At 63.8% G+C, this 22,354-nt stretch carries 18 protein-coding genes; 9 read left to right on the top strand and 9 right to left on the bottom strand.

Annotated elements, in window-relative coordinates:
• Nucleotides 1-62: 62 nt before the first annotated feature.
• Complete coding sequence (tviB, locus tag F627_RS0103865; RefSeq protein WP_019583341.1) at nt 63-1,352, bottom strand: Vi polysaccharide biosynthesis UDP-N-acetylglucosamine C-6 dehydrogenase TviB; 1,290 nt, start codon at nt 1,350-1,352, stop codon at nt 63-65.
• A 101-nt stretch (nt 1,353-1,453) separates the two neighbouring features.
• Entirely contained in the window at nt 1,454-2,584 is a 1,131-nt protein-coding gene (locus F627_RS0103860; RefSeq protein ID WP_026332019.1) for a hypothetical protein, read from the bottom strand.
• Between the two features lie 571 nt (nt 2,585-3,155).
• Here F627_RS0103860 and wecB point away from each other — a divergent pair.
• From wecB to F627_RS0103840, 4 genes are read left to right on the top strand one after another with little or no spacing between them, the layout of a single operon-like run.
• Complete coding sequence (gene wecB / locus F627_RS0103855; RefSeq protein WP_019583339.1) at nt 3,156-4,310, top strand: non-hydrolyzing UDP-N-acetylglucosamine 2-epimerase; 1,155 nt, start codon at nt 3,156-3,158, stop codon at nt 4,308-4,310.
• Between the two features lie 5 nt (nt 4,311-4,315).
• A complete protein-coding gene (locus tag F627_RS0103850; protein WP_019583338.1) occupies nt 4,316-5,278 on the top strand; it encodes a polysaccharide deacetylase family protein in 963 nt (320 codons plus the stop codon).
• Nucleotides 5,275-6,270, top strand: a complete 996-nt coding sequence (locus tag F627_RS0103845; protein WP_019583337.1) for a hypothetical protein — start codon at nt 5,275-5,277, stop codon at nt 6,268-6,270. Before F627_RS0103850 ends, F627_RS0103845 begins: the two co-directional genes overlap by 4 nt.
• A 2-nt stretch (nt 6,271-6,272) precedes the next feature.
• Nucleotides 6,273-7,421 carry a GNAT family N-acetyltransferase gene (locus F627_RS0103840; protein WP_019583336.1) on the top strand — a complete coding sequence of 383 codons (1,149 nt, stop codon included), beginning with the start codon at nt 6,273-6,275 and terminating at the stop codon, nt 7,419-7,421.
• Here F627_RS0103840 and F627_RS0103835 read toward each other — a convergent pair.
• The 4 genes from F627_RS0103835 to F627_RS0103820 are packed head-to-tail and all read right to left on the bottom strand — an operon-like array spanning nt 7,396 to nt 11,837.
• Complete coding sequence (locus F627_RS0103835; protein WP_019583335.1) at nt 7,396-8,031, bottom strand: GNAT family N-acetyltransferase; 636 nt, start codon at nt 8,029-8,031, stop codon at nt 7,396-7,398. The genes F627_RS0103840 and F627_RS0103835 overlap by 26 nt on opposite strands.
• 37 nt (nt 8,032-8,068) lie before the next feature.
• Nucleotides 8,069-9,037 carry a GNAT family N-acetyltransferase gene (locus F627_RS0103830; protein WP_018881894.1) on the bottom strand — a complete coding sequence of 323 codons (969 nt, stop codon included), beginning with the start codon at nt 9,035-9,037 and terminating at the stop codon, nt 8,069-8,071.
• The gene (locus F627_RS0103825) at nt 9,034-10,269 is read right to left on the bottom strand and encodes a pyridoxal-dependent decarboxylase, exosortase A system-associated (RefSeq protein ID WP_019558820.1); all 1,236 of its coding nucleotides are present in this window, start codon (nt 10,267-10,269) and stop codon (nt 9,034-9,036) included. The genes F627_RS0103830 and F627_RS0103825 overlap by 4 nt, the downstream gene beginning before the upstream one ends.
• Nucleotides 10,266-11,837 carry an acyl-CoA ligase (AMP-forming), exosortase A system-associated gene (locus F627_RS0103820; protein ID WP_026332018.1) on the bottom strand — a complete coding sequence of 524 codons (1,572 nt, stop codon included), beginning with the start codon at nt 11,835-11,837 and terminating at the stop codon, nt 10,266-10,268. Before F627_RS0103820 ends, F627_RS0103825 begins: the two co-directional genes overlap by 4 nt.
• A 235-nt stretch (nt 11,838-12,072) precedes the next feature.
• Between F627_RS0103820 and F627_RS0103815 the strand changes: the two genes are divergently transcribed.
• Both F627_RS0103815 and F627_RS0103810 read left to right on the top strand, forming a co-directional pair.
• Nucleotides 12,073-13,533 carry a putative O-glycosylation ligase, exosortase A system-associated gene (locus tag F627_RS0103815; protein ID WP_019583333.1) on the top strand — a complete coding sequence of 487 codons (1,461 nt, stop codon included), beginning with the start codon at nt 12,073-12,075 and terminating at the stop codon, nt 13,531-13,533.
• Nucleotides 13,534-13,556: 23 nt separating this feature from the next.
• On the top strand, nt 13,557-15,392 hold the full coding sequence (locus tag F627_RS0103810) for a hypothetical protein (RefSeq protein ID WP_019583332.1): 1,836 nt from the start codon (nt 13,557-13,559) through the stop codon (nt 15,390-15,392).
• Between the two features lie 14 nt (nt 15,393-15,406).
• On the opposite strand, the gene F627_RS0103805 is transcribed toward F627_RS0103810, so the two are convergent.
• Nucleotides 15,407-16,417 carry a glycosyltransferase gene (locus F627_RS0103805; RefSeq protein WP_019583331.1) on the bottom strand — a complete coding sequence of 337 codons (1,011 nt, stop codon included), beginning with the start codon at nt 16,415-16,417 and terminating at the stop codon, nt 15,407-15,409.
• Nucleotides 16,418-16,523: 106 nt separating this feature from the next.
• Here F627_RS0103805 and F627_RS0103800 point away from each other — a divergent pair, with 106 nt between their 5' ends.
• The 3 genes from F627_RS0103800 to F627_RS17305 all read left to right on the top strand — a co-directional run bounded on the left by F627_RS0103800 (nt 16,524) and on the right by F627_RS17305 (nt 19,275).
• Nucleotides 16,524-17,366, top strand: a complete 843-nt coding sequence (locus tag F627_RS0103800) for a hypothetical protein (RefSeq protein ID WP_019583330.1) — start codon at nt 16,524-16,526, stop codon at nt 17,364-17,366.
• A gap of 322 nt (nt 17,367-17,688) precedes the next feature.
• A complete protein-coding gene (locus F627_RS0103795) occupies nt 17,689-18,513 on the top strand; it encodes an aminoglycoside phosphotransferase family protein (RefSeq protein ID WP_231370131.1) in 825 nt (274 codons plus the stop codon).
• Nucleotides 18,514-19,275: a 7-cyano-7-deazaguanine synthase gene (locus tag F627_RS17305; protein WP_019583328.1), complete on the top strand. Its 762-nt coding sequence runs from the start codon at nt 18,514-18,516 to the stop codon at nt 19,273-19,275. It abuts the gene before it with no gap.
• Between the two features lie 177 nt (nt 19,276-19,452).
• Here F627_RS17305 and F627_RS0103785 read toward each other — a convergent pair whose 3' ends face one another.
• Both F627_RS0103785 and F627_RS16240 read right to left on the bottom strand, forming a co-directional pair.
• Nucleotides 19,453-20,559: a hypothetical protein gene (locus tag F627_RS0103785; protein ID WP_231370130.1), complete on the bottom strand. Its 1,107-nt coding sequence runs from the start codon at nt 20,557-20,559 to the stop codon at nt 19,453-19,455.
• 387 nt (nt 20,560-20,946) lie between these two features.
• Nucleotides 20,947-22,146 carry a sugar-transfer associated ATP-grasp domain-containing protein gene (locus F627_RS16240; RefSeq protein ID WP_081630712.1) on the bottom strand — a complete coding sequence of 400 codons (1,200 nt, stop codon included), beginning with the start codon at nt 22,144-22,146 and terminating at the stop codon, nt 20,947-20,949.
• Nucleotides 22,147-22,354 lie beyond the last annotated feature (208 nt).

The raw sequence follows: 22,354 nt of genomic DNA, 5'->3' as shown, positions 1-22,354 counted from the left end.
AGACCGGGGCGACACCGAACGATGGATTCGATGCCTCCCTGCGAGTGCATCCCGAACCGCTGTTATAAGCGCAGGTCGGTCGATTCCCGCGGGAAGACCGATTTCACGTCGAAGATCACCGACTCCGGGCGTGCCAGCGCCCGGATCGCCTCGATCCCCATCTTCAGGAACTCGCGGTGCGGCACCGCGACAATGATCGCATCGAACTGCCCCGGGTCCGGGGTCTCGGTCACCGGGGTGATGCCGTATTCGTGCTCGGCCTCGGCCGGGTCCACCCAGGGGTCGAAGACGGTTACCTCGGCGTTATAGCCGGCCAGGGTGGCGTGAATGTCGATCACGCGGGTGTTGCGCAGGTCGGGGCAGTTTTCCTTGAAGGTCAGCCCCATCACCAGGATGCGAGCGCCCACCGGGTTGATGCCCTTGCGCACCAGGGCCCGCACCGTGTTGTCCGAGATGTGGGCGCCCATCGAGTCGTTCACCCGCCGCCCGGCCAGGATCATCTCCGGGTGGTGCCCCACCGCCTGCGCCTTGTGCGTCAGGTAGTACGGGTCCACGCCGATGCAGTGGCCGCCCACCAGCCCGGGGCGGAACGGCAGGAAGTTCCACTTGGTCCCGGCCGCCTTCAGCACCGCCTCCGTATCCAGCCCCAGGCGCTCGAACAGCAGCGCCAGCTCGTTGATCAGCGCGATGTTCACGTCGCGCTGGGTGTTCTCGATCACCTTGGCGGCCTCGGCCACGCGGATGCTCTCGGCCTTGTGCGTACCGGCGGTGATCACCCGTGCGTACAGCGCGTCGACGAAGTCGGCCACCTCCGGCGTGGAGCCGGCCGTGACCTTCATGATGGAGGTCACCCCGTGCTCCTTGTCACCCGGGTTGATGCGCTCGGGGCTGTAGCCGGTAAAGAAATCCTGGTTGTGCACCAGGCCGGACTCCGCCTCCAGGATCGGCACGCAATCCTCCTCCGTGGCCCCCGGATACACGGTGGATTCGTAGATCACCGTATCGCCCGGCTTGAGCACCCGCCCCACACTGCGGCTGGCCCCGAGCAGCGGTCCGAGGTCGGGGCGCTTGTGCCGGTCGATGGGGGTCGGCACCGTCACCACGAACACGTTGCAGGCCCGCATCGCCTCCAGGTCCGAGGTGTATTCCAGATGCGGCGTGGCCGCCAGCTTGTCCGCCTCCACCTCGCGCGTGCGATCCACCCCGGCCCGCAGCTGTTGCACCCGTTCCGGGTCGATGTCGAACCCGATGGTGGACCAGTGATGGCCGAATTCGACGGCCAGCGGCAGGCCGACATACCCAAGACCGATGACCCCAATGGTGACTTCATCCAGCGCGGGAAGCGTATGCATAAGATGTCCGTTCTCGTTGCTCTTCGTCATGCGGCACCCCGGCGGGGGCCGTTCTGTCCCTGGACCGCGTCCGGCTCAGGGAAACACGGATCCATGTTTCCCTATTGGCAGGGCGCACAACCCGGCACGCGCGGCCCGATCCCCTCCACACGCCCAGGATTGGGGCCCGGCGGACCGGCATAGGCGCCCCAGACCGGTCGTTCGCGCAGGCGGCCATTGTAATCGCGATCCGCGCCCGCGATTGCGGGCGAACTCACGCTGTCTCCACGTTCCCGCAAACCGCCCGCGCGCGGGTAGAGATCCAGCTCATCCAGTCCCGCATCCGGGGCCACGAGGTAACGGGCCGCGGCTTCGCGTGAGGCCGTAAAATTCTCGGCTCCCGCGATACCGCCTGAGAGCTGCAACGGGTGCCCGGCGAACACGGCGTTGCCCGCCACCACCTGCTCGTGTGCCCGGTCGGGCTCGTCCACCCGAATCCCGAACCCGGTCGCCAGGACCGTGTTGTTCACAATGCGGACCTCGCGAGGCAGGTGATTGTGCGGGCGGACCAGCACCGCATCGCCGACATCATTCACGAACAGGTTGTCGTGGATCAGAAGGTTGCCCTCGCCCTGGAACAGTCGCTCGTGCGGGTTCTGGTAGAACAGATTCCCTTCGATGCGATAGCGGTCTTCAGACCCCGGGCCGGTGGGCGGGAAATGCCCCACCAGCAGATTGGGGCGGGCCCGAGCCCCGTCGCTCCCGCGTTCTGCCTTGTTCAGAAAATTGAAGCGAATCCGCGTCTCGCGCGGGCCCGGGTCCTGATCCGGAATCATCTCCCTTTCCGTCTGGTGCTTGATCTGTATGTTGTACCCCAGAGTGCGGTGCACATGGTTGTGCTCGATCACGCCACCGACAAACGGGCTGGTGCCATCCGGCTGTCCGAGATACATCCCGGTACCCACATCATGGATCTCGTTGTGCCGGATCACCCAGCCCCAGGCCGGCACGCGCGTCGTGATCCCCGTGTTGCCCTGCGAACGGTCATAATGGCGGATGGTCAGGTGCTCCAGCGTCACGTGATGCACGCCGTCACCGCGCGCCTCCGCCACCACCCCCGCAACCGGTTCCCCGCCGCCATCCAGCGTCAGATGCCGGATCACCAGATGTTCCGCATCCACCAGGCTGATCGTGTTCTCCCCGCGGCGCCCGCGCAGCACGGCCGGCTCACCTTCCGCTGGCCCGCTGATCACGATGGGCCGCTCCGGCGTCCCGCGCACTCCGTGTAACCGCAGCGAACGCGGATAGTCCCCCGGCTCCAGCTGCAACCAGTCACCGGGCCCCAGCGCAGCCACCGCCGCCCGGTAGTCCTCCGGCCCAGCCTGAACGACATTCCGGCCCTCATCCGGCAGACCACCGCCAGGACTCGCCGATACCGCCTCAGCGACGATACCGGCAGCGGCCACCGGCATCCAAAGCAGCAAGACGCACGCCGCAAACATTGCGCAAAGCCACTTAAGCAGTACGTGCTCGAAACACCCCATCACCGAACCTCGGTACCGGTATGCGGATTCACGCAGTTCGTGCCGCACCCGTCTTCTGGATCCAACGATGAGCGCCTCCCACTCGGTTGTCACGCGCAAACCCGCATCCCGGATCTAACGAGCTATTCACGAACGGTGCCGCGCGTTCCTGCCGAAACGATAAAGTGATTCGACAGGGATCCGGACCGGGCCGACGAACCCGACAAGGATGCCGAGCCGCGCCCGTTGGCGTCGTCGCGAGCGGGCCCGCCCATGCGCCTACAGGATGTCTCGATAGCCCATGACTGCCCAGCCGCAATGCGAAATCCTGTGCGTAGTCGGCGCACGGCCGAACTTCATGAAGATTGGCCCGGTGATGCGCGCACTGACAGACGCCGGCATCAGTGCCCAGCTCGTGCATACCGGCCAGCACTACGACCCGGCGATGAACGAGCGCTTCTTCACCGATCTGAACATCCCGTACCCGGACATCAACCTGGAGGTCGGCTCCTCCTCCCACGCCGTCCAGACCGCCGAGGTCATGAGCCGCTTCGAACCGGTACTCGACCGCCTGAATCCACAGGCCGTTCTGGTCGTGGGCGACGTAAACTCCACCATTGCCTGCGCCCTGGTCGCGGCCAAGAAGGGGATCGGCGTCATCCACGTAGAGGCCGGCCTGCGCAGCTATGATCGACGCATGCCGGAAGAGATCAACCGGGTCCTGACCGACCAGATCTCCGATCTCCTGTTCACAACCGAAGGACACGCCATCGACAACCTCGCCCGCGAGGGGATCGAACGCGAGCGCGTCCACTTCGTCGGCAACGTGATGATCGACACCCAGCTTTACAACCTGGACCGGGCCGCCCCCTGGAGCGACTCCCTGCAGGCCGCGGGCTTAGACCCGGCCCGTTTCGCCCCGGACGGCGCTTATGGCGTACTGACCCTGCACCGCCCGTCCAATGTCGACGATCCGGCAACCCTGGAACGCCTGATCACCACCCTCGCGAGCATCGCCCGCGAGCTGCCCCTGGTCTTTCCACTGCACCCCCGCACCCGTGATCGGCTGCGGGCCTCCGGGCTGGAACACCACCTGAACGAGGCGGCCATCGCGGTACTGCCACCAGCGGGCTACCTGGAAATGCTGGGCCTGATGAAGGACGCGCGAGTGGTCCTCACCGACTCCGGCGGCATGCAGGAAGAGACCACCGCCCTGGGTGTCCCCTGCATCACCCTGCGGGAGAATACCGAGCGGCCCATCACCATCGACGATGGCACCAATGTCCTGGTCGGACACGACCCGGAACGCCTGCAGGCCGCCTTCCGTGACGTCATGGACCATGGGGGCAAGAAGGGCCGCGTGCCGCAGTACTGGGATGGCCGGGCTGGGGAACGCATCGCGGCCGTCATCGCCCGATGGCTGGGGCAAGAACCGCGCGCCCAAGCCACGGGCTGACCGCCATGCTGCTGCGCTCGCTGCTGTCCCTGATGTCGCCCGGCGGCGCCCGCGCACGCCTGTCCATCCTGATCTACCACCGCGTACTGCCCGCACCCGACCCGTTGTTGCCTGGCGATCCGCACGCCGACGACTTCCGCTGGCAGATGCGGCTCCTCGCCCGATCCATGAACCCGCTTCCACTGGACGAAGCCGTGGACCGCCTGCGGGCCGGCGCGCTGCCCGCCCGCGCAGTCAGTGTGACCTTCGATGACGGCTATGCCGACAACGCCGAGGTCGCCCTGCCCATCCTGCGCGAGGAGGGCGTCCCGGCCACGTTCTTCATCGCCACCGGGTATCTCGACGGCGGACGCATGTTCAACGACACCTTGATCGAGACGGTGCGCCGCCTGCCGAAAAATGCCGACCTGGGCCCGGAAGGCCTTGGCGAGTGGACGCTGGAGACCCACCAGGACCGGCTGAAGCTGATCCACGCCCTGATCAGCCAGTTCAAGTACCAGCCCGCCGAGCAGCGAACCGCCGGTACCGAGGCACTGGCCCGGCGTTTCGGGATCGATCTGCCGAACGACCTGATGATGACCCGCGCCCAGGTACACGAGCTGGCAGCGGCGGGCATGGGGATCGGCGGGCACACGGCCACTCACCCGATCCTGACCGAAGTGGATGCCGACACCGCCCGCGCCGAGATTCAGCGCGGCAAGACCGATCTGGAGCAGATGCTGAGCCGGCCCCTGCGGCTGTTCGCCTACCCGAACGGCCGTCCCGGCCGCGACTACGCCGCCGAGCACGTCCGGATCGCGCGCGACTGCGGCTTCGATGCCGCCGTCTCCACCGCCGCCGGCGCCGCACGCATCGATTCCGACCCGTACCAGCTTCCGCGCTTCACGCCCTGGGACCGCACCCCCATGCGCTTCGGCCTGCGCCTGGCCCGCAACCTCGCCGAACCCCGCGAGCGCCAAGCGGCATGACCACCCGCGTCCATATCACGGTCGACACCGAGTTCAGCATCGGCGGGGCCTTTGCCGATCCGGAGAATCGGACACCGGTCGGGCCTCCATCCGTGTACTGCGAGCGCCAGGGCCGCTCGGAAGGCCTGGGCTATCTGATGGCGACCCTGGAACAGCACGGTATCCGCGGCACCTTCTTTGTCGAGGCCCTGAACACCTGCTTTTTCGGCGACGAGCCGATGGGAGGCATTGCGCGCGAGATTGCCGCGCGCGGGCATGACGTGCAGCTCCACCTGCACCCCTGCTGGACGTACTTCGAAAAGCCGGACTGGGCCCAAAGGCTCCAGGTAGACCCACCGAACGACGACATCACCCGCCGCAGCGAGGACGAACAGGTGCGCCTGATCCAGATGGGCCAGGACACGTTTCGCCGCTGGGGGCTACCCGCCCCCGGCGTCCTGCGCACCGGTGGACTCAAGGTCGGACTGGGCGTGTACGCGGCGATGCGCCAATGCGGCATCGGGATGGCCTCGAACATCGGCCTCGCGATCTTCCGTCCGCACGAACCAGAGTTGCAGTTGTTCGCCGGGCACCACGATATCGACGGCATTCGCGAGTTCCCGGTCACCACCTACTCCGACTTCCGCTGGCCCGGGCGGCGCCACCACAAGACCCTCACGATCACGGGCTGCTCCTGGCCGGAGACCCGCACCGTCCTGAAAAAGGCCTGTGAACAGGGGATATCGGATGTCGTGGTCCTCACCCACCCATTCGAGTTCGTCAAGCACCGGGGCGACGCCACCCGGCCGCCGCCCATCGATCGCGTGACTCGACACCGCCTGGAGCGGCTGTGCGAGTTCGTCACGGAAACACCCGGTCTGGAGGCGGCCTGCATGAGCGCACTCGGCCACGCGCCGGCGACACCCCATGAAGATACGCTGGACGTGCCCGCCTACCGCGCCCTGGGGCGCATCCTGGTCAACCGTTTCAACCACGCCCGGGTCGGGGTGTAGGCATGCAGACCCGGGCAGCGACGCAGCGCGGTGATGATGCCCGGGCAACGGGCTGGCAACTGCGCGAGGCTTCGCCGGACGAGGCCTTCGCTCCCCCGGCGCCGGGTACCATGATGGAACATGACCCGGAGTGGCTGCTCGCCATTCGCCACCCGGGCCACGGCCGCGTGCTGCTGGCCGAACAGGACTCCCGCCAGTTACCGATCTATGTCCACGACGGGGCCCTCAGCTTCGTCCTCGGTGGCATGGCCCTGCGGCGCATCGAGATCCGGCGTCACGTACTCACCGGCAACCTGCCCGACTGGTCACGAGACGACCTGACCGCCATCCTCTCCGCGCTGAGGGGACAGCTGGACAGCCGTGGTGTGGTGTTCCTGATCGGTGTGGTCGAAGGCGAGCCGCTGTGGCAAGCCCTGCACTCCGTCGAGCTTCGACGCGATTATCACGTGCTGCAAAGTGGCCACACCGATGTCCGTCGAGGCATCGACCTGCCCCCATGCTTTGATGACTACCTCGGTAGTCTCCCGCGTGACCATCGCAAGGACCTGAAACGGCGAGAACGCCGATTTGACCGGGAGTTCGGCCCGCGCGCGGAGGTCCGGGTCATGACACAAGCAGACGAACTCAAGTCCTTCCTTGAACAGGTGGCCCCAGTCTCCCGCCGCACCTACCAGCACCGGATCCTGAAGCTCGGCGTAGGGCCCGGCGGCGCCATCGAGCGCCAGCTACTGGCAGCATCGGATAAAGGTCGAGCGCGCTGCTATGGCCTGTACGTCGACAACAACGTCATCGCCTGGCGGATAGGTTTTCTCCATGGCGGCACCTACTTCAGTCACCACGTAGGATTCGATCCGGACTTCAGCGACTGGACGCCTGGGATGGTGCTGCACATCAAGTCGATCCGGGACCTGGTCTCTCTGCATCCCGCTGCGCAACGCATCGACCTCCTCCACGGCGACAATCCGGCCAAGCGCAAGCTCGGCAACCGTGCGCACAACGAGGGCAAGTTCTACCTGTTCCCCCGGGACTGGCGCGGCACCCTGCGCTACGCAAGCCTCGGCGTTTTCAACAGCGCGTCGGATGCAGTCTCGACGCTCGCCGGGCAACTGCAAATCAAGGGTGGCCTCAAGCGTCGCCTGAAGAAGCGCTGACCGGCGAGATCCCAAGGCCCCGACCCACCCCGGGTGTGCCAACCAGCCGCCCGGAAAGGCTGCTTACAATCCCCCCCGCCGGCCGCCAGCCCGCACGCCGGAACGCCTGGCGCGACGCCAGATTGGTGGAGCGCACATGACAAAACGCGCGGCCATAGCCTTCCTGGAACAGGGCCTCGCAGGCATGTCGCAACAGGATCTGGGCGTACCCGTGACCACGCTCGGCTGGCGGTGTGTACAGGAAGGACACGAAGAAGGCATCGCTCGGCAGGCAGAAGCGCAACGGAATCGGCGTGGACACATCGAATTCGCCGAACTGCACGTTGAGCTGGGAGACGATCCGTCCATTCGACTCCAGCGCATGGATGCGCCCCCCCTCGCGCAACAGGCGACGAGGGGATCGGCCGGTGTGTCCCGCGATGGCCCGGGCATGCTCCTCGGGCAAACCATCGAACCCCGCCACATCAATGAACTGGTGATGACGCGCATCGGCCGGCATGCCTCGGGATTGGCCACCATGCGGCGTATTCGCACCCAGTTGATAGAGCCAGTGCACCTGGATGCCGGTCACGCGCTTCAGCAACCAAAGCGAGGAGGCCTCGAGCGTCATCGGTGACAGCCGCAAACGGCGCACGAGCTCTCTCGTCTCAACCGGCCGAGGCGGCCCTGGCATGACGCTTGGCCCGCCCCTTCAGCCGCAGGCGGCCAAGGGCGGCGCTGACCAGGCGCGAAAGGTCCGTTACCGCCAGATACGAGTACACCAGGGCGCGGTTACGCCAGGACGGGCGCAACAAGTACAAGTCGGCGCAAAAGCGGGCATCCTTTCCGAACAGCGACTTGTGCGCCCCCTCACCCGGGCTGAAATCAAACAGGGCAAACCGACCCTCGCGGAACAGCGCCTCCAGCACCAGCCACTGCAGGACCGTGCCGGGCGACAGGTCGGCATGTTCCTGGAGGTATCCGAGGAATGCATACCGCAGGATTCCGTCATCGATCGGACAATACAAATATGCAATGGGCTGCCCGTGCAGGAACAGCAGGTAGCCCCGCACCCGCCCCTCGCGCGCACGCTCCAGCATCTGCTCGATGAATCCCTCGCTGCCCGGAAGCCCCGCATCCAGCAGCCGTTCCTGATAGGTCCGCGACGAGACCTCGCGAGCCAGCTGATGAAATTCCTGTATACCTTCTGGCGTGTCGTACTGGCGCCAGTCCACCGCGCCTCCGGAAGCGTCTGCCAGCTTGCGCACCTTGCGGCGCATGCTCGACCTCGATTTCGAGGAAAAACGCGCCTGATAGGCCTCCCAGCCGGTCGTCAGGTCAATGAAGTGGCGCTGGTACTGCCGCGGCACGAAGCGCAGCCGCCCCCGGAACCGCGAGATGCGGGGCAAAGGCGCCTCCACCGGCATGGAGCGGATCAGGCAGTCCTCCTCCGGTGCAGCCGCGAGGATCTGCTCGGCATGCTCGACACGAATCCGGGTAAACGGGAGCTGCAGCACCTGCATCGTGCGCACCGGCTCCGCCAGCGTGCGATACCCGAAGCGGAAGGGCAGATACACGCTCTGCCGCGCCAGCGGCAACGCCGAGGGCTCCACGGAAGCGGCAACGGCGGTGCTCACACCAGGATCTCCACCGGTTCCGGATGGCTCAGAAAGCGCGTCGGGCTGGCGGTATAGCCGTAGGCACCCGACTGGAAGACCACGATCAGATCGCCCACATCGGCACGCGCCAGCTCCATCTGCTGGGCCAGCACGTCCAGCGGGGTACACAGCGGGCCGACCACGTTCACGAGCTCACGCTCGTGGCCATGCACCCGGTTGCCCACCACCACCGGATAGTTCTTGCGGATCACCTGGCCGAAGTTGCCGGAGGCGGCCAGGTGGTGGTGCAGCCCGCCGTTCGTAACCAGGAAGACCTGACCACGGGACTCCTTGCGGTCCAGCACCTCGGCCACGTAGATTCCGGCCTCGCCAACCAGATAGCGACCCAGCTCCAGCATGATCTCCGCATCCGGCAGCGCATCGCGCACCCCCGGCAGGCGGTTCTCCAGGTGTTCCGCGATGGGCCCGAGATCCAGCGGCTGATCCCCCGGGAAATATGGGATGCCGAAGCCACCGCCAATGTTCAGCATCTCGACCGGCCCCGGTGCCGACTCGGCCAGGCGCAGGGCGAGATCGAAGGTATGCCCCTGCGCCTCGACCAGGGTTTCCGGGCGCAGGTTCTGTGAGCCGGAAAAGATGTGAAACCCGCGGAAGTGCAGGCCCAGCTCGCCGATACGGGTCAGCAGCTCGGGCACACGCTCGGCATCCACGCCGAAGGCCTTGGGGCCGCCGCTCATGCGCATACCGGAGCTTTTCAGCTCGAAGTCCGGGTTCACCCGGACGGCCACGTGCGCCTGATGCCCAGTGCGCGCCGCGATCGCACCCACCCGCTCCAGTTCGGTGGGCGATTCCAGATTGAGGGTGATTCCGGCCGCGACGGCCGCCTCCAGCTCGGCGATCGACTTGCCCGGCCCCGCGAAGCTGATATCCCCGGGGCGGGCCCCGGTATCCAGCGCCACCTGCATTTCCCGCTGCGAGGCCACGTCCAGGCCATCCACCAGGCCGGCCATGTGCTGCACAACGGCCGGCATCGGGTTGGCCTTGATCGCGTAATGCAGCGACAGACCGTCCGGCAGTGCGGCGCGCAATTGCGCCACCCGCCGGGTCATCGCCTCCCGCGAGTAGGCGTAGAAAGGGGTCTGCCCAACACGTGCGGCCAGATCCACGAGCGACTGGTCGCCGAGCTGAAGGCAGTCGTCCACCACCGCGAACTGACCCATCGCACTGTGGCCGGGGCGCGTATCGTTCATGCCGGAACGCCCTCCCGGAACAGATCACCGAATTCCGCGGCAAGCAGCTTGCGGTCGATCTTCCCGTTGGTATTGCGCGGCAATGGCTCGGCGCGCAACCCGACATGCGCCGGCAGCATGAAGCCCGGCACACGGGGGCGCAGGGCCTGGATCAGGTCGTCCGGGTCCAACTCCGGCGCCTGCGGCAGGGCCACCAGCACAATCGCCTGGCCCAGATCCGGGTGCTCCACCCCCAGCGCCGCGGCCTCCGCCACCAGCCCCGTGGCATAGACCGCCTCTTCCACCTCGTTAGGGCTCACGCGGTATCCCGAGGTCTTGATCATCTCGTCCCGGCGGCCCACGAAATACAGGAAGCCGTCCTCGTCCATGCGCACCGTGTCGCCGGACCACACCGCGATCTCGGGCAGCGGGGTACCGGACGGCTGGCCGGGCGCCGGGCGGAACCGCTCGGCCGTACGTTCCGGATCGTTCCAGTACCCCATGGCGACCAGGGCGCCACGATGCACCAGCTCTCCCGGCTCGCCGGGGGCGCAGGGGCTGCCATCCTCGCGGACCACCTGGATCTCCGCATTAGGGATCGCCCGGCCCATGGAGCCGGGGCGCCGATCAAGCTCCATGGGCGGAAGATAGGTGGACCGAAACGCCTCGGTCAGGCCATACATCAAATAGCAGTCGGTGCCGGGCAGTGCGGCTCGCAGGGCCGACAGCGTCTCCTTCGGCATCGCGCCACCGGAGTTGGTGAGATAGCGCAACGTCGCCCGCGCCGCCTCGGGCCATTCCAGACGCGCAAGCTGGATCCAGAGCGGAGGCACGGCCGCCAGCCCCGTGATGCCGTAACGCTCCACCGCCCGAATCACGTCGCGCGGGAGCAGGTAGTTCAGCAACACGGCCAGGGCCCCGGTGCGAAACGCCGTGGTCAGCTGGCTCAGGCCATAGTCGAAGCTGAACGGCAACACGGCAAGGATTCGATCGTCCGGCCGATTCTCCAGGTAGGTCGACACGCTTTGTGCACCCGCGACCATGTTGCGATGCGAGAGCACGACCCCCTTGGGACGTCCGGTACTCCCGGAGGTATAGAGGATCGCCGCCATGTCGGTATCGATCACCCGGTGCCGGCGCAGGCCGTCATGCTCCGGCGCGGCATCCCACATATCCACTCTCACATGCCCGACCTCGCCATCGCCCGAGTCTTGGCTCGGCTCCCGCCCTACCAGCAGCACCGTGTGCAAATCCGGGCAGTCGGGCAATACCGTCCGCAGCGTCACCAGTCGGTCGGCGGAGGTCACCAGGATGCGCACGTTGCAGTCGCGCAGGATATGCGCCACCTGCTCCGCCTTGAGCAACGGGTTTACCGGCACGAAGACGCCGCCGGCCCGGCTGGCGCCGAACAGGGCGTGCACCGTCTCCGGCCGCTTGTCGAGGTAGACCGCCACCCGTTCCTGACGCCCCAGACCGCACCCCAGAAGGCGCCGGGCGGCTCGATCGATACCGGTCGCCAGCGTCGCGTAGTCCTCGCCCTCGTCCCGATAGCGCAGGGCCGGGGCGGCCGCTGCGCTATCGGCTTGCATCCATACGGAATCGTGCACAAGAAAGGACATCTCGGCGCCCGGGGCTATCGGAAACTGACGGCTCGATCATACCCCAGGCACTAGCCGCTTCCGGCCGCGGCCCGGGCGCACCGTTAGTAGCCCGTTCGTCGGCCCGGGGTTACACGGGAGCGGCCGCGTGTAACATGCGACGAAACGGGCCATGAGCCAGCCCCTATCGCCTGAACCAGCCACAGCGGCGCGAGGTTCGAACTGCATGCGTGACTACCTGCTCGCCCTGATCGTCGTCGTGCTCGTGCCCCTGATCGTGCGCTACGCGTGGATCGGCATCCTGGCCTGGTTCTGGGTCGGGCTCTTTGCGCCCCAGTGGCACACCTGGACCTTCATGCGCGGCGCCCCGCTGGCCACCTACCTGGGCGGGGCCACACTGATCGCACTGTTCCTGGCGAAGGACCGAAAACCCTTCCCGTTCACCCGCGAGACGGTGATGCTGTTCGCTCTGGCGGGCTATTTCGCGATGACCAGCTATTTCGCGGTCAACTCCAGCGGGGCGTGGGACTTCTGGATCCACTTCATGAAGATCCTGCTGATCACTTTCATTACCCCGCTACTGATCTACGGCGAACGCCGCATCGTGTGGCTGTTGCTGGTCATCACCGCCTCGCTCGCGTTCTACGGGTTCAAAGGCGGGATCTTCGCCGTTCAGACGGGTGGCGCCCACATGGTCCTCGGCCCTACCGGTTCGTACCTCTCCGGCAACACCTACATCGGGCTCGCCATGCTGATGATCCTGCCTCTGATCCTCGTATCCGCCCGAATGTTCCACCAGCGCTGGTCGGCCGACCTCGGCTTCGAGTTCCTCAGTCGCTTCTCGCGCCCGATCGGGTGGTTCCTCTATGGCGTCTTCTGGCTGACCGCCATCGCCATCCTCGCGACCCACTCGCGCGGTGCGTTCGTCGGCCTGCTGGCAATTGTGCCCCTGCTCTTCTGGCACATGCACAAAAAGTGGCTGATGGTGCTCGTCGGCTTCTTCCTGGTCGCGGTCGTCGGCGTGACCGCACCAGAGCCCCTCGTCGAGCGATGGCAGACCATCGAGACCTACGAGGAAGACCAGTCCGCCATGCAGCGCATCCAGTCCTGGGGCGTGGCCTGGAACATGGCGCTGGAGCGGCCCCTGACCGGAATGGGCTTCCGGAACGCGGCATTGGGCTATGACTGGTGGATCGGTTATGCGAACTTTGAAGGCCGATGGCGCCACGTGCTGTCTCCCCACAGCGTGTACTTCGGGATATTGGGCCAACACGGATTCGGCGGGCTGGCGGTATTCCTGCTACTGATCGCCTTCACCTTTCACACCCTCAACCGCGTCCGGCGAACGGCACGTCAAAGAACCGGAGAGATCTGGCTATCGGAATACGCCTGGGCACTCCAAGTGGGGCTGGTTGGCTACCTGATATCCGGCATCTTCCTCGATGTCGCCTACTTCAACCTCCTGTACGCCTTTGTCGCCCTGGCCGTCATCATGCGCAGAGAACTGGAACAGGCCCCACAGCCCGCCACGGCTCCGGTCGCCAGCGGGCCGGTACAGCCGGAACCGTCCTCCTCTCCCGACCTCGACCCCGATCCCGATCCCGATCCCGATCCCGCACCGGTCAAGACGGAAAGCGACACGGTCGTGTCCGGCACCCTGATGGGGCCATCGTCATCCCGAAGCTGATTCCAGTTGTGGATAACGGCCTGATGGAGTCCTTCACGATCAACGCTACCTCTACCCAGACGACGATCGCGTTGGACAAATGCATAAACAGCCTGACCGCAGCGCTACGTGCCAACACCCAGCCCGGGGTGGGCCTCTACGATCCAGCGGACGAAGCCCCCACGCCGGGGGACCACTACGGACAGACCGCCGCCGCGCTGGCACTCGCCACCCAGGGGGGTTCCGATGCCGAGTTTTGGCACCACCCCCTGGAGGCATGGGAGGCCTTGCCGGCGCACCAGACAGGGCACGCCCCCTTCAACCGATTCCTCCTGAATCTGCTCGCAGAGCACCTCGAGCAATCCGGCGCATCCGCAAGCGAGGTCTCGCACATTCGACGCCTGGCGCGACGGTGCAAGCTTTCCCGCGGATATCCCTCCAACAACTGGTCCCTGCTGGCCCGGTTATGTGAACTACAGGAAGCCAGCGGCAACGCCAGAATCCGTGCGCATGCGCGCCTGCGAGGGCTCTTTGACCGCTGGATCACGCCTTCCGGTGCATTCGTCGATTACCCGGCCCGCCCCGGAATACCGGCACGCGGGGCGACGCCCGCGGCCTACCACCACAAAGCGCTGTTCGTAGCGGTCATGGCTGCGGAGTACGGGAACCAGGATGTGTGGAAACCCATTATTAAAAGGTTGCTGACCTGGAGCCTTTACGTATGGGACGGCCACGGCCACGTCGGTGGCCTCGGGCGGAGCAGCCACGCGCTCTTCGGAGACGCCTGCCTCGTGGCAAGCCTGCTACTGCTTGGAGCAGCGGAAGACTGGCACCCCAAGACGGCGCCCGGTCGGATGCTCGAGGGCGTGCTGGAACGCTGGGCCCACCAGGTCCGGCCGGACGGTTTTCTCGGGCTGAATCCCGCAGACACCGCAAAGCCCAGGACTGGGTGGGATGACTACATGCATCTGTCCGTCTATAACGCCTGGACGGCGGCTCTTGTCGCATGGTCACGCGGCAAAGCCGGCCGCACTGAACGCGATCGAATTTTCCCCTTGGAGGAATGTGAGTCCGCACCACCCGCCTGCGACGGCTTGGAAATCCTGAGGGTCGGCGACCCTTCCGGAACACTTGCTCTGGTCTCGGCTCGCGGACAACCCCCGCAGGGCTTCAGTCGCGACACCGTGGAACTGCGCTATGCCGGTGGCATACCTCTGCACGTGACCTGGCAGGGCAAGGTTCTGTGTCCCGCTCCTGTGCGAATCCCCGCAAAAACGCTGCTGGAGACGCCGGCTCTGGCCGGCTGGACGCCCATCTTCCTGATCGACGGGCAGCTGTTCGGGCTCACCGACTTCGAGCGCTGCGAAACCGACGCCTCGAAGGAATACCTTCAAATAACGCTCTGGGGACGCCCACGCCCGCTGCTTCGCCCAGTTGAAAAGGGTCTCCCGAAACGGGCTCTCGCAGCGCTGGACTGGCGACTACTGGGTGGCGCGCTTGGGCGGCGAGCCGCCCTTCAGAGACACGCCTTCCCGCCCTTGGCTGCCACCCTTTCCCTGACCATTTCACTACGGAGACCCCGTCTCAGTCAGCGGCTCGAACTCGAATACGACGGGCAGCACCCGCTCACTTACCTGAACCCGGGCGGGCACACGGTGACCGACCTGCCAATGGCGGAACGTTCCTTCCAGTGGGAAACGAAAGGCACCTCAAACGGCCATCCATCGAACGAATGGCTTGAGAGAGCCTTGCCCTCTGCCATCGCTGGCGGCAGGGGGGGTTGCCAAAGTCCCGAACGTATCGCGAAAGGTTCTTGCAGGTCCGAGCTGATTCTGGAATGGCCCGCTCGCGTGTTCGATATCGCAGGTTCGCCATGCTAGGACGACAACATCGCCTACCCTGGAGGCCGCCGTCCCTTTACTCCAAGGTGGCCAGCGACCAGGCGAAGAACATTCGGGAGGAACAGGACAGTCCCTGTCGGATCGCGGCGCAGTGTCGCCCGGACCTGTGCCCAGTCGAGCGGCTTCCGGTGTCTCAGCTGGTGCAGCACCGCGGCCACGAAGGCACGCCGCGAGTCGGCCAGTTGCCCCCGCACAAAAGCACGCTGCGATGCATCAAGCCGGATCTCATCCAGCACCATGCGCGACAGCGCAATGTAATTGGATGTCAGACGCAGGTATCCGTCCGTCTTCCAACCCGATTTGTCGAATATATTTACGCCCTCGCCTTCCTCCGCATAGATGCGGGGCGAAAACGCTACGCGGCCCAGCGACTGCCCCAGTGTGAGCTTGAACAGCCGATCTTCGCCTTGAAAAAGACTCTCGCGGAAGCGAATCCCGGGGAATCGGTCAAGACGGAAAGCCATCGTTGTCGGGCCAATCACATTGCTTCGCCGAACCAAGAGATCGAAAAAACTCCCTACGTACTCGTAAACATCATGATCTGGGTCCACCAGGCGGTGCCCGCCTGGATGGATATTCTGGCTCTGGACATCGGACCACTCGAACCGCGACACCGGAATTCCAACCCGGCGACTGTTTCCTACGAAGAGATCGAACCCCTGGTCCAGCGCGCGGACGGCATCTTCCAGGAAGGGGCCGATCCATTCGTCATCAGAGTCCAGGAAGGTCACGTAAGACGCGTAGGGTTCGACACGGCGGAGTCCCGTATTCCGGGCGGCCGCCGGCCCGGCATTCTTCTGGTGAACGATTTCGACAGGGCCATCCCTCAGCAGATCACCGATCTCTTCCTCGGCAGGCAACGGAGACCCATCGTCGACCACCACGACGGCCGTATCGACGCCGGTGGCATTCTCCAGCACCGAGCGCACGCACTGGCGCAGAAGCCCTCGCTTACGCTGGAAATACGGTATCACCACCGCAATCTTTGCAGGATTCACGGACATGGCGTTCTCTCCATGAAGAGGCCTAAACAGTCGCCCTGTGGCGCTCACGGTCATCCGCCCAAATCCGGAGCCCGGGGAGCATCCCTGAATTGTGCTGGAGCCCTAGATGTATCTCTATAGCTATCGTAAGCGCCCCAACTTTGGCGATGCCCTCAACGACTATCTCTGGCCGCATTTTATTCAAGCGCCTCTGGAGAAGACGCCAGGATCCCAAGAGGTATTTGTGGGAATCGGAACCTTGCTGAATGAACGCCTGCCCCCGAAGGGCGTATTGCACATCTTTGGCAGTGGCTCCGGCTACGGAAATGTTCAGCCCGATGCCAAAGCTCGCTGGCGGGTGCACTTTGTTCGCGGGCCATTGACCGCCAACACTCTTGGATTGCCGCCCGAATTCGCCATTTCGGACCCGGGCCTGCTCGTTCACGAAACACAGAGCCTGAACTGCACCAAGGACATCGACTGCGCCTTCATGCCCCACCACGGCCTCTACTCCGAGCACATGAAGGCGCTATGCGAGCAGGCCGGGGTTCATTTCATCCACCCCGAGGAACCTTGTGCCAGCGTCCTCGACCAGATCGGACGTTCGCGCCGCCTCATCTGTTCTGCCATGCACGGCGCCATTGCCGCGGAAGCCCTGCGCGTGCCCTGGTTACCTGTCATGACCAACCGGGAGATGTTGCTTTCCAAGTGGGAAGACTGGGCCGCCTCAATGGACACGTCGATCCATTTTCGAAGCCTCCCGGTTATCTGGTCCAGGCCTCCCTCCTCCTTGGCAGGGAGGGCGGTCGCCGGACTCAAGGCGGTCGCCTTCCGTCAAAAACTGGCTCAGCTGTCTCGAAGCCAGAGCTTTCAGCTTGGCAAGGATGCCGTCTTGAACGACCGGTTGACGCGAATTCAGGAACGGATCGAAAACTTTAACAACCAGCAACGCCTCCCGAGGGAGGCGTAATGACAACCCTGCGGCATAACGCAGCAGGCTGCATACAGAGGATGGCAGACATTTCTCGATCCACTAATGCGCCGGGTCCACCCGGAGAGATCCCATGCAGAGGGACGGCATGAAGCTGATTAACCGCACTGGACTGCCAACGACACTACGAGAACGGCTCGTTCACGATGTTCAACGACACCGGGGCTCCACATCCCCCCCTCACCTTCATCGAGTATGGGTCCAGGACTATCCGTACTCCCGCATCTTCCGGCTACATTTCGTCGACACGGGAGGCTCTTTCCTGGTGTACCTTAAAGGCCTTCCGCGTTGGGTCAGCGGCATGGAAGCAGAGGTCCGGGCGGAGAAACTTCGAAAGGAGTACGCCACACTCCAACGCGTAAGTGCCGCGCCTCTTCTGACCGAGCCGAGCACTCCGGATCCCATCGGCTATTACCCCGACTACAACGCCCTCGCCATGAGCGCCCTCCCCGGGAAGCCGCTCAGACACTTGCTTGCCGAGCACATGTCCGCGTGGAACCCGCGCTTGCTACTCGATCTGAAGGAGCCTGTGCGCCATGTGGGGGGCTGGCTACGCGAATTGCACACACTAGCCGATGACGATACCGACACGTTCGAGGCAGACTCGCTTCTCGAATTCTGCGAGGCACAGGTCATTCGCATTTCGAACCAACGGATCCCCTGGCTCCCACCGGACTACCTCACGAAATTCGAACGCGTGGCCCAGGACATCATCTCGAGGCAACCGGAGACCCAGCTTGCAACCACCTTTTGTCACGGAGACTACAAGTCTCACAACATCTGGATCGCTGATGGACGCATACAAGTGCTTGATTTCGGGAACTCGGGCATGGACATACCAATGGTGGACGTCTGCTCGTTCTGGGTCGAACTCGAATGTTCCAAATGGGAACATCTCAATTCCGCACGCGCACTTGGCCAACTGCAGGACGCCTTTCTGGATGGCTGCTCAGTAAATCACCAGAACAATCCGCTGTTCGAACTTGTCGCCGCGCGATACTTCCTTCTACGCCTCGCTAACGGAAGCGACACATTTCCGCAGGTCCGGCGCCGCAAGGCACTGGAAGCCCGGGTACTATGGCATTGCAGGAAACGGCTTCTGGACCTCCTTCAACGCTACGCCTGAATGGCGCACTCGACCCGCCTTCACTCCATGACACTCCATATGAGCAAACCTGTACGCAACATTCTCTGGACTGGGGGGTTTGACAGTACCTTCCGAGTTTGTCAGATCCTCGCTGAGTCCAGTGACGTCATCCAACCTCACTATCTCGTAGACGAGACACGGGGGTCGACCGGCGAGGAAATCCGGGCTATGTCGAGAATACGAGCGATGGCCCAACAGCTATGGAGTGAGACATCTGATCGCCTACTCCCCACTGAGTATGCGCCCGCTCGGGGAGCTCCTATTCCGGATGATATCCGACGCGCCTTCAAGACCATCTACAGCCACAAGGACATCGGCACCCAATACCCTTGGCTCGCTGGATATGCCAGGCGTTTGGAGCGCCCGCTGGAACTCGGGATCCAGGGCGGTGGACGGATAGAGAAAGCGCTCGGGCCACACGTTCACCACGGGAAACTGTCAGCGACAGGAAAGTCGGAATTCGACCATGCAATATGGACGCTGTTCGAGCCGTTCCGATTTCCGATCATGCACCTTTCAAAAACCGACATGATGCAGATCGCAGACGAAAACGGCTTTCGCTCGATCATGCAAGAGACATGGTTCTGCCACCAGCCCAGAGCGGGGAAACCCTGTGGCCGCTGCGCGCCATGCAAGTACGCGATTGAGCAAGGCATGGGCTGGAGGATCCCGTTTCTACGTCGAATACAGCACCGAAGCTTCTGGGAAGGGCTTGGTAGCAAGCGTCGCACGTCATGCTAGGGAAACACCTCCCTTTGTGCGCCGTCTCGAGCATTAGGTCGCGCGCCGGCACTGCCGTACAGCGTAAAGTGGGCCGGCACAGTGCGTCGCGGAAGACGCTGGCAGTGGACCCCACAAGGCTGCCCAACGGTAGCCCGAGGATCACCTTGAGAGGCCACACCTAGACCAGGCCCCTCTTCATCGCGCTGCGGCAAGATCGCGTAGAGCCTGGAGCAGCACTTCAGCGGCACGCACACCGCTTCGCGCGGAAAAGAACCCAGCGACTGTTGCATCATTCAAAGGCTGTAGCTGCCGCAGGACTTGCTCCAGATTACTGAAGTCGTCCTCCAGTACCTCGCCAATCTCCTCGTCACGAACCACCTTGGGAACTACAGACCCGGGCATCGCCAGGACCGGCATCCCCACAGACACTGAGTGGTAGATCGCATGCGACATCGATAAGTCCGAATAGCCTCGAAGCAACGCCGTGCAGTGCTTTTTCGCCCATTTCCAGTTCAACGGGACATAAGTCTCGCTGAGGTACACCGTCCCGCGGGCTACGTGCTCGGCCAGCTCCCGCCGCAAATCCTCCCCATACCCTTCATCAAGGGGCGCAACTACGAGCGCTCTGACAGACAGACCACGCCCTCGGGCGTGGTCCAGCAATTCGCGCAACCGCCAGAAGTGCGTGTATTTCTCTTCCGGGGTTCCAACCACCAGGAGGCAGGGGGGGAAGTCAACCGCCTGCGCCCCTTCTGCCCTGAGCCATCGCTCGGCCCCACTCCGAAAACGATCCCATGTGTCTGATGACTGCTCTGGGTAAAGGCTCGCGTCACTGGGCTCACCCAACGGCAGGACCTGAACCGGCGCTGGCAGAGCGTGCAGTCGTTGTGCCGGCTCCACCAACGCCTTCTCGGTCACGAAAAACGCCGATGCGTTCCGGCGTACCAGGTGACGACGACACCGGATAATCAAAGGGCGCTGGTTACACGTCTCACGATCCACATTGTGCAGTATCCAGAATATGGGGATCCCAAGAAGGCGTGCGACAAATAGCGTGACCGCATCCCCTCCAAGCCGTAGCAGCGCCGATGCCAGGGACCCAGGATCGTTGAGGTAGCGCACGACGAAGGCTTCAACTCGGTAGCCCTGAACTCTATACCGGAGGAAATGGCAGAACCCGAACCAGGGACGCCACGCGGATACCGCCTCATGGGTGTCTGATATAGCCCGAACGCCCCGTGCCCAACTCTCGAACTTGGCATCGGGACGTGAAAACAGAAGAAGCCCCTTACGCTGGGCCATCTCAAGGTTCTCCCAACCGGTCAGGCTCGTGGCCGGACCGAAGGCCTAGGGAAACACTGATCAATGTACACACTCGCGTTGGTACCCCAAGTTTTCAGAGACAAGGCGCGTCGTGCAACAGGTAGTGGTTCTACCTGTAAGCGGCGCAACGCAGGATCGGGGAACCTGGGGTGCCAACCCCACAACCCATTGAAAGCAGGGGCTCGGCCGCCCGTTGTTGTCGAAAACGGGCATGCGCACGGCGTTGCGGCTCCCTTGTGCAGAATGACTGCACGGCAGTCGCCGCGCCTTGTTCGCACGCAAAAGCGACTCGAGCGCGAGCGTGTACATTGATCAGTGTTTCCCTAGGCGCAACAAGGACATCACTCCCACAGCCGCTTTGCGCTTTTATCCAATCTGCCCTTGTTGCTGTGCTGCCCACGACAATACCTCGTCGGTAAGCGTCCCCAACGCGGGCGTCCCAACCGCCATCTGGTAAAGCCACAATGCTCCGCGAAAATTATGTTCGATAAACACTGGCTCCTCGTTCACATCAATGGCGATGTCCCATGACACAAGATTATGATGCAACACGTCGCGATGCATGTCCTTGCATAAATTCACCGCCCTCTCGAAGGCGGGGACCACCGGACGCCGGCCAAACTCGTAGCCCGTATCAGGATGCCGAGCCAGGCGCTCTACCGCCTCGGTCACGGCATGATCCTTCAACGCCCCGTTGCCAGCGATTCCAACGCAGATACCCCCCGTTCCCGCATTGTCGTTAACGGCTCCACCCGTACCGAAACGCGCGAAGGCCAACAAATAGTGGATTTCGCCCGACCAGCGCAGCGTAAGTATCCGCAGGGTATTAACCGAGGGTGGATGAGGGGCCGCCAGGACCGGATGCTGAGCCAGCTTCTCCTGGACAACAAAGTTCGCCCCATAGACGTCGGAAAGCTCACCCACGGTTCTACGGAGAAGCCCATCACACTCCACACCGTCGGGCGACAGGTAAAGAGATGCGATGCGGCATCCATTATCGGTTCTGGATGGCTTGATAATCATATTTCCCGCCCCACCCAAGACATCCCGGACCGGAGTGGACCGGCTCAGCGGTACATTATCAGAATCGTAGAAATTCCCGGCAACACACTTGAGACGAGAAATCGGGGTTCGTGAAGCGCCTGCAAAATAGTGATACAGATTCTTGTCAGAATATGCGGAACGAAAATTGAGGTCATTGAGGAAAGGCATGAGGATGTGCCAGTACAAGTGGCGTGGAAGCAGGCGCGAATCCGAATACCCGTGGAGGTTATGGAAAGCCGCATGGATCGCAACATCCATTGGGCGCCCCAACACACGCAGCTGATAGGCCCGGGCTCGCTCCACAGTGTCACGATCAAGGTCATCTAGAAGACCCGCTTTGTAAAAGCGCGCGAAGGTCTCGTCATTAATGTCGACGTGCTGCTTTCGATAGTAGGCGCGCTGTGTTTGAGAAAGCTTCACCGGGGGTCTGACATGGCGGAGCATCTTGCGGCGGGCACGGCGCATCAACGTGCGCCAGCAGGCTCCCACCGGAACCGCCTCCTCCGTCTGGCCTGATTCCATTATTGCTCACTCCGGCTTCATTTTCGTTCGCTGGGGGACAGTGATTAATGTAGATGTTCGCGCGCGAGTCGCTTTTGCGCGAGAACCGGGCGCAGCGAGCGCCGTGCAATCAGCCTGCACAACGGAGCCGCTCGCCGTAGCACGCCCGTTGTTATCAGTAACAGGCGGCCGATCCCCGCCTTCAACGGGTTGCGGGGTAGCACTACAG

Source organism: Thioalkalivibrio sp. ALE16 (genome assembly GCF_000381305.1).
Classification (GTDB): Bacteria; Pseudomonadota; Gammaproteobacteria; order Ectothiorhodospirales; family Ectothiorhodospiraceae; genus Thioalkalivibrio.
The sequence above is the reverse complement of the archived record's forward strand: the minus strand, read 5'-3'. Positions and strand labels throughout refer to the sequence as shown.